The organism is Streptomyces sp. MRC013 (genome assembly GCF_023614235.1).
GTDB lineage: Bacteria > Actinomycetota > Actinomycetes > Streptomycetales > Streptomycetaceae > Streptomyces.
Map to the genome: position 1 here is coordinate 1138605 of NZ_CP094264.1, position 12754 is coordinate 1151358.

10 protein-coding genes and 1 pseudogene are annotated in these 12754 nt (G+C 74.1%); 2 read left to right on the forward strand and 9 right to left on the reverse strand.

The genetic code is table 11. The features are described from left to right. Position 1: 1 nt before the first annotated feature. The 5 genes and pseudogenes from trmD to LUW75_RS05025 all read right to left on the reverse strand — a co-directional run bounded on the left by trmD (position 2) and on the right by LUW75_RS05025 (position 2967). Positions 2 to 823: a tRNA (guanosine(37)-N1)-methyltransferase TrmD gene (gene trmD / locus LUW75_RS05005; RefSeq protein WP_250334541.1), complete on the reverse strand. Its 822-nt coding sequence runs from the start codon at positions 821 to 823 to the stop codon at positions 2 to 4. Further along, complete coding sequence (gene rimM, locus LUW75_RS05010; RefSeq protein WP_250334542.1) at positions 823 to 1419, reverse strand: ribosome maturation factor RimM; 597 nt, start codon at positions 1417 to 1419, stop codon at positions 823 to 825. The genes trmD and rimM overlap by 1 nt, the downstream gene beginning before the upstream one ends. Positions 1420 to 1502: 83 nt before the next feature. Beyond that, the gene (locus LUW75_RS05015) at positions 1503 to 1742 is read right to left on the reverse strand and encodes an RNA-binding protein (protein WP_250334543.1); all 240 of its coding nucleotides are present in this window, start codon (positions 1740 to 1742) and stop codon (positions 1503 to 1505) included. A gap of 2 nt (positions 1743 to 1744) precedes the next feature. Beyond that, positions 1745 to 2188: a 30S ribosomal protein S16 gene (rpsP, locus tag LUW75_RS05020; protein WP_250334544.1), complete on the reverse strand. Its 444-nt coding sequence runs from the start codon at positions 2186 to 2188 to the stop codon at positions 1745 to 1747. Positions 2189 to 2374: 186 nt separating this feature from the next. Beyond that, positions 2375 to 2967 (reverse strand): annotated as a pseudogene (locus tag LUW75_RS05025) (hypothetical protein). A gap of 523 nt (positions 2968 to 3490) precedes the next feature. Between LUW75_RS05025 and LUW75_RS05030 the strand changes: the two are divergent. Next, a complete protein-coding gene (locus LUW75_RS05030; RefSeq protein ID WP_250334545.1) occupies positions 3491 to 4363 on the forward strand; it encodes a methyltransferase domain-containing protein in 873 nt (290 codons plus the stop codon). A 446-nt stretch (positions 4364 to 4809) separates the two neighbouring features. Here LUW75_RS05030 and ffh read toward each other — a convergent pair whose 3' ends face one another. The 3 genes from ffh to nsdA all read right to left on the reverse strand — a co-directional run bounded on the left by ffh (position 4810) and on the right by nsdA (position 9736). Further along, positions 4810 to 6360: a signal recognition particle protein gene (gene ffh / locus LUW75_RS05035; protein WP_250334546.1), complete on the reverse strand. Its 1551-nt coding sequence runs from the start codon at positions 6358 to 6360 to the stop codon at positions 4810 to 4812. 247 nt (positions 6361 to 6607) lie between these two features. Then, complete coding sequence (locus LUW75_RS05040) at positions 6608 to 7963, reverse strand: ammonium transporter (protein ID WP_250334547.1); 1356 nt, start codon at positions 7961 to 7963, stop codon at positions 6608 to 6610. Positions 7964 to 8266: 303 nt separating this feature from the next. Continuing rightward, positions 8267 to 9736: a transcriptional repressor NsdA gene (nsdA, locus tag LUW75_RS05045; RefSeq protein WP_250334548.1), complete on the reverse strand. Its 1470-nt coding sequence runs from the start codon at positions 9734 to 9736 to the stop codon at positions 8267 to 8269. Positions 9737 to 10165: 429 nt separating this feature from the next. Between nsdA and LUW75_RS05050 the strand changes: the two genes are divergently transcribed. Next, positions 10166 to 10873: a bifunctional DNA primase/polymerase gene (locus LUW75_RS05050; protein ID WP_250334549.1), complete on the forward strand. Its 708-nt coding sequence runs from the start codon at positions 10166 to 10168 to the stop codon at positions 10871 to 10873. Between the two features lie 437 nt (positions 10874 to 11310). On the opposite strand, the gene ftsY is transcribed toward LUW75_RS05050, so the two are convergent. Beyond that, positions 11311 to 12540 (reverse strand): signal recognition particle-docking protein FtsY, encoded by a 1230-nt coding sequence (gene ftsY / locus LUW75_RS05055; protein WP_250334550.1) that lies wholly within the window; start codon positions 12538 to 12540, stop codon positions 11311 to 11313. Between the last annotated feature and the right edge of the window lie 214 nt (positions 12541 to 12754).

The following is a 12754-nucleotide window of genomic DNA, read 5'->3' on the forward strand; positions in this document are numbered from 1 at the left end:
CCTATTCTTCCACGGTCCGCGGCCTGCGCCAAAATCGGCCGTCCGGTTCGGATGCCCAGCCGAGCAGGGAGAGGGTCTCGCGGTCCTTCCTGTCGAAGGCGGCGGGATCGCACCGCTCGACGAGGTCGGGGCGGTTCAGCGCGGTGCGCCGGAGCGCCTCGTCCCGCCGCCACCGGGCGATCCTCCCGTGGTGGCCGCTGAGGAGGACGTCGGGGACGTCGTGGCCGCGCCAGACGGGGGGCTTGGTGTAGACGGGGCCCTCCAGGAGGTTGGCCATGGCGCCGGGCGCGAAGGAGTCGTCCCGGTGGGACTCGGCGTTGCCGAGGACGCCCGGGAGGAGCCGGGCCACCGCCTCGGTGATCACCAGTACGGCCGCCTCCCCACCGGCCAGGACGTAGTCGCCGATGGACACCTCGTACACGGGCATCCGCGTGGCGTACTCGTCCACGACCCGGCGGTCGATGCCCTCGTAGCGGGCCGGCGTGAAGAGCAGCCACGGCCGCTGCGACAGCTCGACGGCGACTTCCTGGGTGAAGGGCCTTCCGCTGGGCGTGGGGACGACGAGTGCGGGCCCGCGGGCGCCGGCCTCGTATCCGGCGGCGATGACCTCGTCGAGGGCGTCGCCCCAGGGTTCGGTCTTCATGACCATGCCCGGACCGCCGCCGTAGGGCGTGTCGTCGACGGTGTGGTGCCGGTCGTACGTCCAGCGGCGCAGGTCGTGGACGTGGACGTCGAGCCGGCCGCGGGCGCGGGCCTTGCCGACGAGCGAGACGTCCAGCGGGTCGAGGTACTCGGGGAAGATCGTGACGACGTCGAGCCGCATCAGCGACCGTCCCCGTCCCCGGCGGTCCCGCCCTCGGTCCCGGTGCCGGCGGGAGCGACCTCCCCGCGGGCCGAGGCGACGACGGCGCGGTCGTCGATGAGGCCCGGCGGCGGGGCGACGACCACCCTCTGCCCGTCGAGGTCGACCTCGGTGACGATCTCCTCGACGAAGGGGATCAGCACCTCGCCGCCGTCGGGGCGCTCGACGACGAACAGGTCCTGGTACGGCAGGTGGGAGACCTCGCTGATCCGGCCGACCTCGGTGCCGTCGGCGAGGACCACGTCGAGGTCGACCAACTGGTGGTCGTAGTACTCGTCCGGCTCCTCGGGACGCTCGTCGGGGTCGACCTCGGCGATGAGGAGGACGTTGCGCAGCGTCTCGGCGGCGTCTCGGTCGCGCACGCCCGCGAAGCGCAGCAGGAGCCGGCCGCTGTGGACGCGGCCGCTCTCGATGGTGAGGGGCCCGGCGGAGGCCGGGTCGGTGGCGAGTACGGCGCCGGGCGCGAGCCGCAGCTCCGGCTCGTCCGTACGCACCTCGACGGTGACCTCGCCCTTGATGCCGTGGGCGCGGCCGATCCGCGCGACTACGAGCTGCACTTCCTGGACTCTCCTGTCGGACGACGACGGGCCGGGGCGGGCCGCAGCCCTCCCCGGCCCGTGCGCCGGTTGTTCAACTTCGCTCAGCGAACCTGGTCCACGTCGACGAAGTCGACGCGGATCCCCCGGCCGCCGAGGGCACCCACGACCGTACGCAGTGCGCGCGCGGTACGGCCGTTGCGGCCGATCACCTTGCCGAGGTCGTCGGGGTGCACCCGGACCTCGAGCACTCGTCCGCGGCGCAGGTCGCGCGAGGCGACCCGCACGTCGTCGGCGTTGTCGACGATGCCCTTCACGAGGTGCTCGAGAGCCTCCTCGAGCATGCTCAGGCCTCGGTCGACTCGGAGGACGCGGCCTCGGCCCCGTCCGCCTTCTTGTCGGCCTTCTTGGCCTTCGGGGTGATGGCCTCACCCTTGGCGTCGTCGCCCTCGATCGACTTGGCGAAGGCCTCGAAGGAAGCGCGCTTGTCCTCCTTGGTGGCCGGGGCCAGCAGCGGCTTCTCCGGGGCCGGCAGGCCCTTGTGCTTCTGCCAGTCGCCGGTCAGCTTCAGGATCGCGAGGACCGGCTCGGTCGGCTGGGCGCCGACGGACAGCCAGTACTGCGCGCGCTCCGAGTCGACCTCGATGCGCGACGGGTTCTGCACCGGGTGGTACAGGCCGATCTCCTCGATCGCCCGGCCGTCACGGCGGGTGCGGGAGTCGGCGACGACGATGCGGTAGTGAGGCGAACGGATCTTGCCCAGACGCTTCAGCTTGATCTTGACTGCCACGGGTGTGGTGTCTCCTGGTCTTGACGTGGTTGGGCACGACGGGATGCCACGTGGGGTTGCGGTACCCGAGATGCCCGATGGACGCGTCAGCCGTAGGAGAGAGGGGTCCTGTTCGACTGTCGAGTACAGCTAGCCATTGTGCCACACCGCGCACGGCCGCCGGACCCCGGGACCGCGGACCGCGGGTCACCTGGCGGCACCCACCGCCTCCGGGATGCGGAAGGGCTTCCCGCAGCCGCCGCAGACGATCGGCGCCTGGGCCAGGACCGACGGGACCACCCGGACGTTGCGCCCGCAGTCGCAGACCGCCTTGACCCGCACGCCGCCGCCGGACGAGCCGTGCCGTGCGGCGGGTCCGCGGAAGGAGCGTTTGGTGTCGGCGGTCGCGGCGGCGGTGTGCGCCCTGAGTGCGCGCTGCAGCCGCTCGATCGTCGGCCGGTACCGGCGCTTGGCCTCGGGACTGAGCGTGACCAGCGAGAAGCCGCTGCTGGGGTGCGGCTCTTCGGAGTGGTCCAGGCCCATCTCCTCGGCGATCGCCAGGAACCGGCGGTTGTGGTAGCGGCCGGCACGGGAGGTGTCGCGGACCCCCGGGCGGCGGCGATGCCGTGGACCGCCTCATGGAGCAGCCTCTCGAAGGAGAGCTCCGCGCCGCAGGCGGACGAGGACTCTCCGATCAGGGACTCGGGCGCAGCGAGATCGGGTAGTTCGGGATGGTGCCTCTGGATGTCGGCCCACGCCCGTGCCAGTTCCGCGGCGAGGACAGGTGGTGTCGTGCTCACGTCGTGAACAACGAGCCGGGAGGCCGTCGGGTTCCATTCCGGGGCATCCCAAATATTTTGCACGTACCCGTCAGTTGCCATTGTTGTGTCCTCACGAGGGTCAGTGCGCTGATCTGCGGAAAAGCCACACAGCTCACATCAAGATGGTACGTAGGGGCGCGGTCTCGGGCTCCCCGGGGCGTACACCCCGGCTTTCGCCCGTTCCCGCGCGCCGGTCTGTGCTCGCAGGGTGGCGTTCGGTGACGGTACATCACCGCGGGCGACGTTACCCTCACCCTCCGGGACCCACGCCACCGGCCCCACTGCCGTGGCGGGATTCGCACGGTGGCCCCACTATGGGAGGTGGTTCGTGCCGGGCCAGGGGGCGCACGACCGGGGCACGCGAGCACTGCGGCCCGATCCCCTGGACGCGGGGACGGAAGCGGAGTTCTCTGGCTGCGGACCGTGCGAGCGCACGTACACGGGGGCCGCCGACCAGGGCACGGACGCACAGATCGACTCTCGGCTGATTGGGGCGCTTTCGATGACACCCATGCTCGTCCAGCACCACCCCCACCCGGCCCCGGCCCCCGCGGCCGTCGACGCGCCGGGGCGCGCCCGCGACTGGGCGGAGATCCAGGAGCGGATGCTGGTGCCGCTCTACGAAGCGGTGTACGAGCACCTGGAGGTCCGCGCCGGGACACGGCTCCTCGGTCTCGGCTGCGGCTCGGGGCTCGCCCTCCTCATGGCCGCCGCCCGCGGAGCCCGGGTCACCGGAGTGGACACCGACCGCGCACGCGTGGAGCTGGCCAGGGAGAGGCTGCTCCCCGACCCGGCGGCCGCGGGCCCCGGCTCCCGCGGCGGCCCCGGTCCGGAGCCCATAGTCCTGTGCGGCCCGCCCGACGCGGCCGCCGGCCCGGAGGGCCCCCCGTACAACCTCGTCACCGCCTTCCAGCCGGTCGGCTCCGCGGCCGGCGACTCCGACGGCCTCGTCCCCGTCCTCGCCCGCGCCGTCCCCCTGGCGGAGCGCGGCAGCGCCGTCGTCCTCACCGGCTGGGGCCCGCCCGAGCGGTGCGCCGCGACCGCCGTGTTCCGCGTCGCCGGCCGGCTCGCCGAGCGGCTGTCCGGCCGCGGTGCCTGGCGGCCCGCCCGCCGCGACGACCTGGAGGAGGTGGCCGCACGCGCCGGACTCCGGCCCGACGGGTCCGGCCGGGTCTCCTGCCCCTTCGGCTACGCGGACACCGACAGCGCCGTACGCGGGCTTCTCTCCACGGGCCTCTTCGACGCGGCCGTGGCCGCCTCCGACCGGACGACCGTGGAGAAGGAGATCACCGAGGCGCTCCACCCCCACGTCCGCCACGACGGCACGGTCTGGATGCCGAACGTCTTCCGGTACCTCGTCGCCCGGATCCGGTGAGTCCGCCCCTCCGCGCGGCGGCCGACGGTGCCTCCCCGGAGCGCGCCGCGCCCCCGGTCCGGGGGCGCGGCCCCGGCGGGGCGTCCCTTCCTCCGACGCCGGCCTCGGGGCCTCCGCCGGCTTCCGGTCCTCCCCCGGCGGCGGGTGCCCGAGCGGCGCTCGCCGACGGTGTGCCGCATCCCGCCGTCCACCCCGGTCCGGTACCGCCGGCGAGCCCTCACACCGCCTCGCCAGGCGCCCCCGCGAGCCCCTCCCCCACCCGGCCGCTCCCCGCACCCCGCGTCGGGAGCACCGCGGACGTGCGGTCGGGCCGGGGGGCGGCCGGCGGGAGCCGGGGGGGCGGCGCCGCGGACGTGCGCCTTCCTCCGCCGGCGCGCACGGACAGAGGGGCGCCCGTCCGGGACGGGCGCCCCTCGACCGCCTCCACGGGCCGCCACCGGCCGGCGTCAGCGCATGAACTTCTTGAACTCGTCGGGCAGCTCGAAGTCCTGGCCCGGCTGGCCCGTCGGGAGCCCGAACGCCCCGCCCTGCTGCGCCTGCTGCTCCCGGCGCTGCGCGGCGGCCTCCTCCTCGGCCCTCCGCTTCATCGGGTTGCCGCTGCGCCGCTTGCCCTTCGCCTGCTTCTGCTGCTTCTTCTGCCGGCCCGCGCCGCCCGTGCCGGGCATGCCCGGCATCCCCGGCAGGCCGCCGCCCTGCGCCATGCGCGACATCATCTTCCGCGCCTCGAAGAACCGCTCCACCAGCGACTTCACCGCGCTGACGTCCACACCGGAGCCGCGCGCGATACGTGCTCGGCGCGAACCGTTGATGATCGTCGGGTCCTGTCGCTCGGCCGGGGTCATCGACTTGATGATCGCCGCCGTGCGGTCGACGTCCCGCTCGTCGATGCTGTTGATCTGGTCCCGCATCTGCGCCATGCCGGGCAGCATGCCGAGCAGCTTGGAGATGGAGCCCATCTTGCGGACCTGCTCCATCTGGGCCAGGAAGTCGTCGAGCGTGAAGTCCTTGCCCTTGCTGCTCGCCAGCTTGGAGGCCATCTTGGCGGCCTCTTCCTGGCTGAAGGTCTGCTCGGCCTTCTCGATCAGCGACAGCACGTCGCCCATGCCGAGGATGCGGGACGCCATGCGGTCCGGGTGGAACGCGTCGAAGTCGTCCAGCTTCTCGCCGTTGGAGGCGAACATGATCTGGCGGCCGGTGACGTGGGCGATCGACAGGGCGGCGCCACCGCGGGCGTCGCCGTCGAGCTTGGACAGGACCACGCCGTCGAAGCCGACGCCGTCGCGGAAGGCCTCCGCGGTGTTGACGGCGTCCTGACCGATCATCGCGTCGACGACGAAGAGGATCTCGTCCGGGGAGACGGCGTCGCGGATGTCCGCCGCCTGCCGCATCATCTCCTGGTCGATGCCGAGGCGGCCGGCGGTGTCGACGACGACGACGTCGAACTGCTTGGTCCGCGCGTACTCGACGGAGTCCTTCGCGACCCGGACCGGGTCGCCGACGCCGTTGCCCGGCTCCGGCGCGTAGACGCCCACGCCGGCGCGCTCGGCGACGACGGAGAGCTGGTTGACGGCGTTCGGCCGCTGGAGGTCGCAGGCGACGAGCAGCGGCGAATGCCCCTGGCCCTTGAGCCACTTGCCGAGCTTTCCGGCGAGCGTGGTCTTGCCGGCGCCCTGGAGACCGGCCAGCATGATCACGGTCGGGGGCTGCTTGGCGAAGCGCAGCCGGCGGGTCTCGCCGCCGAGGACCTTCACCAGTTCCTCGTTGACGATCTTGACGACCTGCTGGCCCGGGTTCAGGGCCTTGGAGACCTCGGCGCCCAGGGCCCGTTCCTTCACGCTCTTGATGAAGGCCCGGACGACGGGCAGGGCGACATCCGCCTCGAGCAGCGCGATACGGATCTCACGTGCCGTGGCGTCGATGTCGGCCTCGCTGAGGCGTCCCTTGCCCCGGAGCGTTTTGAAGGTGTTCGCCAAGCGGTCGGAGAGAGTATCGAACACGGCGGTCGCGGATCCTCGGGTCTAGGGGGCGGACGGTCGCCCCCAAGGGTATCCGGCCCCTCCGGTGAGGGCGCCCCCACCGGAGGGGCGCGGACGGGGGCCGCGGCGGTCCCCGCCGTCCGCCGGACACATGCGCGCCGGCGCGTGCGCGGACGGCCGCACCGGCGGGGGCGGACCGCACCCGCCGGCACCGGCGGCTCCCCCGGGCCCGCCGGGCCGGTGCGTCCCGGTGGGCCCGGAGCGGGCCTCACGCGTCCACCGCGCGCCGCGCCGCCGTCACGGGCCGGGCGGGGAGGGGCACGGCCCCGCCGGGGGTGGGACCGTGCCCGTCCCCGCCGAGGTCGTACGCGGTCCCGGCGTGTTCGGCCCGGTCGATGCCGGAGACCTCGTCGTCCTCGCTGACGCGCATGCCGACCGTCCTGTGGAGGACCAGGGCGAGGGCGGCGGAGACGACCAGGGAGTAGACGAGGACCGCGGCGACGCCGACGACCTGCTTGACCAGCTGGTCCGTGCCACCTCCGTAGAGGAGGCCCCGGGCCTCGGACTGGACGCCGCCGGTGGCGAGGAAGCCGACGAGGACGGAGCCGACGACGCCGCCGACGAGGTGGACGCCGACCACGTCGAGGGAGTCGTCGTAGCCGAACCCGTGCTTGAGCCGGACGGCCGCCGCGCACAGGGGGCCGGCGACGGCGCCGATCGCGACGGCGCCGAGCGGGGAGCAGGAACCGCCGGACGGGGTGATGGCGACGAGGCCGGCGACGGCGCCGGAGGCGGCGCCGAGGGCGGTGCAGGCGCCGTGGCGGATCCTCTCGTACGCGAGCCAGGCGAGCATGGCGGCCGCCGCCGCGACCTGGGTGTTGACGAACACCACCGCGCCGACGCCGTCGTCGTTGCCGAGCCGGGAGCCGGCGTTGAAGCCGAACCAGCCGAACCAGAGGAGGGCGGTGCCGAGCATGACGAGGGGGAGGTTGTGGGGGTGTGCCGGGTCCTTCCCGAAACCGACGCGCCGGCCGATGACGAGGATCACGCCGAGGGCGGCGGCCCCGGCGTTGACGTGGACGGCGGTGCCTCCGGCAAAGTCCACGACGCCCGCCTCGAGGAGCCAGCCTCCCGGGCCCCAGACCCAGTGGGCGACGGGGAAGTAGACGGCCGTGGCCCACAGGGCGACGAACAGGACCCAGGAGCCGAACTTCACCCGGTCGGCGAGGGCCCCGCTGATCAGGGCGGGCGTGATGACCGCGAACATCAGCTGGAAGGCGGCGAAGGCGAGGACCGGGATCGCGTACCCGTCCCAGAGCCGGTCGCGGCCGACGCCGCTCAGTCCGGCGAAGTCCGGGGACCAGCCGACGACCGACCCGAAGTCCGTGCCGAAGGCGACACCGAAGCCGTAGAGGACCCACAGGACCGTGACGACCCCGAGGGCGGCGAAGCTCATCATCAGCATGTTGAGGGTGCTCCTGGAGCGGACCATGCCTCCGTAGAAGAAGGCCAGGCCGGGTGTCATCAGCATCACCAGGGCGGAGCAGAGGAGCATGAAACCGGTGTTGGCGGCGGAGAGGGCGGGGGTCTCCCCCGCGGTGAGCATCGGGGTGCCCGGTGGCATCGGCGTCTCCTCGTCGTCGGCCGGCCGGTGCGGGGCACGGACCGGGGCTGCGCGGCCGCGGGCGCGGCCGGTCGTGCCGCAGGAGCCTGGCGCGGCGCCGTTTCGGCCGGTGCCGTCCGGCGTTTCGGCGCGGTGACGAAGGGGCGGGCCGTGTTACGCCGCGGTGAACCACCGGCCGCGCTCCGATGACACGGTGCCCTCCGCCGGCCTCGGAGCGGCTGCCGGCCGACTGCGGCGGCCGCGCCCGTCCACCCGGCGCGGGAGCGGGCCGGCGGGCGCGGCGCCGGGGAGGCCGAGAGGGGGTCAGACCGCTTCGGCGGTCTCGGGGAGGGTCCTGGCCAGGAGGTCGGTGATGTCGACGATCTCCGGGACGTCGCCGAAGTCGCGTGCGGCGGTGCCGACGGTCTTGCGCAGGCGGGTGTTCACCCGCTCGGACCGGACGCGCCGGGCGACCTTCAGTGCCTGCCCCGCCCTGGCCGCCGCCTGCTCGGGCTCGCGCTTCAGCAGGTGGACGGTGGCCAGGCCGACGAGGTTGAGGGCGTAGGAGCGCTGGTGCTCCTCGTCCTCGGCGAACAGTTCGACGGCGCGCTCCATGACGGGTTCGGCGAGGGAGGCGTAGGCGGGGCTGCGGCCGGCGAAGTAGGCGAGGTCGCGGAAGGAGTGGGAGTTCTCGCCGTTGAGTTCGGCCTCGTTGAAGAAGCGGATCCAGTCGGGGTCCGGCTCGCCGTCGAGGCCCGCGTCGGCGAAGGTCTCCTCGGCCATCCGCACGGCCCGCTTGCACTTGCCGGGCTGGCCCATGTTCGCGTACGCGCGGGCCTCCATCGCGTACAGCATGGCCTGGGTGCGGGCGGTGGCGCAGTCGCGGCTGCCGTACTGCGCGAGGTGGATGAGTTCGAGGGCGTCGTCCGGCCGCCCGAGGTGGATCATCTGGCGGCTCATGGAGGACAGGACGTACGAGCCGAGGGGCTTGTCACCGGCCTCCTTGGCCGCGTGGAGGGCGAGGACGAAGTACTTCTGGGCGGTGGGCTGGAGACCCACGTCGTAGCTCATCCACCCGGCGAGCTGCGCCAGTTCGGCGGCGCAGCGGAAGAGACGGCGGGAGACGGCGGCCGGCTGCGGTTCCTGGAGGAGGTCGGTGACCTCGTGGAGCTGGCCGACGACGGCCTTGCGGCGCAGACCGCCTCCGCACTGGGCGTCCCAGGTGCGGAACATGGCGGTGGTGGACTCCAGCATCTCCAGTTCGGCGTGGGAGATCCGGTGCGGGCGCCGGCTCGGCGGGGGCGGGTCGGCGCGGTCGGCGGCGGGGCCCGGGATGAGCCAGCGCTGCATGGGCTCGATGAGGGAGGGGCCGGCGGCGAGGGTGAGCGACGTGCCGAGGAAGCCTCGCCGGGCGAGCATGAGGTCGCTGCGGGAGAACTCGCTGAGCAGGGAGACCGTCTGCGGGCCGGCCCAGGGCAGGTCGACACCGGACACCGAGGGCGACTGGTGGGTGGTGCGCAGACCGAGGTCCTCGACGGCGACGACGGTGCCGAAGCGCTCGGAGAACAGCTCGGAGAGGATGCGGGGGATGGGCTCGCGGGGCTGCTCGCCGTCGAGCCAGCGCCGCACGCGGGAGGTGTCGGTGCTGACGTGGTGGGCGCCCATCCGGCGGGCCCTGCGGTTCACCTGGCGCGCGAGCTCGCCCTTCGACCAGCCGCTGCGTACGAACCACGAGCCGAGTTTCTCGTTCGGGCGCTTCCCGGCGTTCGTACCGTCCGTGCCGCTGCCGCCCAATGGAAGGCCCCCATCCGCTGGATCTCCGTGTCGCCGAACCCCGGTCGGAATGCCGCGGACCGCGGTCCGGCGCCGGGGTCCGCACCCTCCGGGCGGGACGCCGGGTCGTCTCCGGCACACCTGCGGGTGCGGACGCTGTCCGGGGGTTCGGGCACCGAAAGTAACCCCGTGATCACGTGCCCTGCGGGGCCGATCACAGAAACGCCACCATTCGCCACCCCTTCGAATGAACTCTCCCAGCATCAGGCGCGATTCACTTGACACGCTGCGGTCGGGAGCACGGTGCACCGAGGTCTGAAGTGGCGCACGGGTGGCGTGCACGCTACCGGAAAAGCATCCACGCGCCTCCCGAGCGGAGACCTTAGTGACGGAGAGTAAGGAATAAGCTCCGCATGGTAACCATCGGCGAATCAATCCGTTGGAGGGGGCATGGGCTTCACGATCGGCGGCACGCGTATCCGCGAAACGCGGTCCGGGCGAGCGGGTCTCACCGGACTGGCCAGGCTGACGTTCCCGGGGACCCGTCGCCGCGGGACGCGGACGACGGAGTGCACGGTGGTGGCGGAGTACACCGGCCTGTGGGGCTGGGACGTGGTGCCCGGGGCCCGCATGGCACCGGGCGGGTGCTCCTGCGGGGAGACGTCCTGCGCGGCTCCGGGGGCCCATCCGCTCCGGGGGGCGCCGGAGGTGCCGGCGGGCGCCTCGCTGGACGAGGCGGTGGAGGCGTGGTCGCGGTTCCCGGACGCACCGTTGACGCTTCCGGTCGGGCGCTCCTTCGACGTGCTGGAGGTCGCGGAGGCGGCGGGGCGGCGGGCCCTGGTGCGGTTGGAGCGCATGGGGCTGCCGCTGGGACCGGTGTGCGTGACGCCGACGGGCCGGGCGCAGTTCTTCGTGGCGCCGGGGGCGGCGCAGGAACTGCCGCGGCTGCTCTACCGGTTGGGCTGGGATGACGCGGACCTGGACCTGCAGTGCCTGGGGCCCGGCTCCTGGATCACCGCCCCGCCGTCCGACCTCGGCGGTCTGGGTCCGGTCCGCTGGCTGCGGCCCCCGTCCCCGGAGGTCGGCCACACCGCCCCGCAGGCCCGCCTCCTGCTCGGCACCCTGGCCTACATCAGCCACCGCTCGGCCGCGGCCTGACCCCGGGCCGCCCCGGGCACGCGCCCTGCGGAGCCCCGGCCCGTCCGCGGGCGGCGGCCCGGGCACGCACGGCGGACGCCCGGCGCGTCCCGCCCTCCCCCCGGGCCCTCGGCGGCCCGGCCGCCCGCGTGCGCCGTCGCGCCGGGCGCGCCGCCGGTGAAACCGCGTGTCCGCCCCGGCCCGCCGCGGCACCGGGCGCCGGGGCTCCCCGGCCCCACCCGCGTCGTTCCCCGACCGGGCCGGGCGGCCGGAGCGTCCGCCGCCCGTCTCCCGGCAGCCCCCGTCGTTCCCAGCCACCACCCCGACCGCCCCGACCGCCCCGACCGCCCCGGGTACCGCCGGGTCCGCTCGACCGGCGGCGCGAACGGCGGCGGGGCGGCCCGCCGGACGCTTGTGCGCGTGCCGGCCGACCGCCCCGCTCGCGGGACGCGCGAGGCTCAGGCGCCCTCGCCGATCAGGGCGTCGACGAAGGCCTCCGGTTCGAAGGGGGCCAGGTCGTCCGGCCCCTCGCCGAGGCCGACGAGCTTCACCGGGACGCCCAGCTCGCGCTGGACGGCGATGACGATGCCGCCCTTCGCCGTACCGTCCAGCTTGGTGAGGACGATGCCGGTGATGTCCACGACCTCCGCGAAGACACGCGCCTGGATCAGGCCGTTCTGCCCGGTCGTGGCGTCCAGGACGAGGAGGACCTCGTCGAGCGGGCCGTGCTTCTCGACGACGCGCTTGACCTTGCCCAGCTCGTCCATGAGACCGGTCTTGGTGTGCAGGCGGCCCGCGGTGTCGATGAGCACCGCGTCGGCGCCCTCCGCGATGCCCTCCTTCACCGCGTCGTACGCGATGGAGGCCGGGTCGCCGCCCTCCGGACCGCGCACCGTACGGGCGCCGACGCGCTCGCCCCAGGTCTGGAGCTGGTCGGCGGCGGCCGCGCGGAACGTGTCCGCCGCGCCGAGCACGACGGAGCGGCCGTCCGCGACCAGGACGCGGGCGAGCTTGCCGGTCGTCGTGGTCTTTCCGGTGCCGTTGACGCCGACGACCATGACGACGCCCGGCGTCTCCAGTCCGCCCTCCGTCTTCACGGAACGGTCGAAGTCGGTCCCGACGAGGGCGAGCAGTTCCTCGCGGAGCAGGGCGCGCAGTTCGTCGGGCGTGCGCGTGCCGAGTACCCGGACGCGTTCCCGCAGACGCTTCACGAGCTCCTGGGTGGGGGCGACGCCGACGTCGGCGGTGAGGAGGGTGTCCTCGACCTCCTCCCACGTCTCCTCGTCGAGGGTGTCGCGCGAGAGCAGCGTGAGCAGGCCCCTGCCGAGGGAGTTCTGGGAGCGGGCGAGCCGGGCCCGCAGCCGGACGAGCCGGCCGGCGGCGGGTTCCGGGATCTCGATCTCGCGGACGGGAGGCTCCGCGACGACCGGGTCCTCGACGGCGGCCGGGGTCCCGACCGCCTCCTCCGCCGTCGGGAGATCGACCTCCTCGACGGTTCTGCGCGGTTCCCCGCGGGGTGTCTCCGCCTCCTCGCCGACGCGCGGCTCGGCGGGCGGAGCGGTGATGGTCGGCGTGGTCGACGGGGCCTCGGGCGGCAGCCGCCTCCTTCGGCGTCCGCCGACGACGAGGCCGCTGATCACTCCGACCGCGACCAGGGCGATGACTACAGCAAGGATGACGAATTCCATGGTCCGTCCAGTATGCGCGACGCCGCCGCCCCGGCTCCCTCATGGGAATGCCCCGCCCCGGTGATTGTGCGGCGGGCCCGGGGCGGGCCGGGACCGTGCACCCGTACCGGTCCGTCCAGGGCCGCCCCGGTGCGGGCGGCGCCGGGACCGGGCCGCCCGGAATGCCGGCGGTGCCGGCGGGCGGAGTGCCCCGCGGGCCGCCCCGGGGCACGCG

Bases quoted from the DNA above. Each gene is read 5' to 3' on its own strand.
- trmD (WP_250334541.1), bottom strand. From the start codon at position 823: ATGCGGCTCGACGTCGTCACGATCTTCCCCGAGTACCTCGACCCGCTG.
- LUW75_RS05030 (WP_250334545.1), top strand. From the start codon at position 3,491: ATGACACCCATGCTCGTCCAGCACCACCCCCACCCGGCCCCGGCCCCC.
- LUW75_RS05040 (WP_250334547.1), bottom strand. From the start codon at position 7,963: ATGCCACCGGGCACCCCGATGCTCACCGCGGGGGAGACCCCCGCCCTC.
- LUW75_RS05015 (WP_250334543.1), bottom strand. From the start codon at position 1,742: ATGCTCGAGGAGGCTCTCGAGCACCTCGTGAAGGGCATCGTCGACAAC.
- ftsY (WP_250334550.1), bottom strand. From the start codon at position 12,540: ATGGAATTCGTCATCCTTGCTGTAGTCATCGCCCTGGTCGCGGTCGGA.
- LUW75_RS05050 (WP_250334549.1), top strand. From the start codon at position 10,166: ATGGGCTTCACGATCGGCGGCACGCGTATCCGCGAAACGCGGTCCGGG.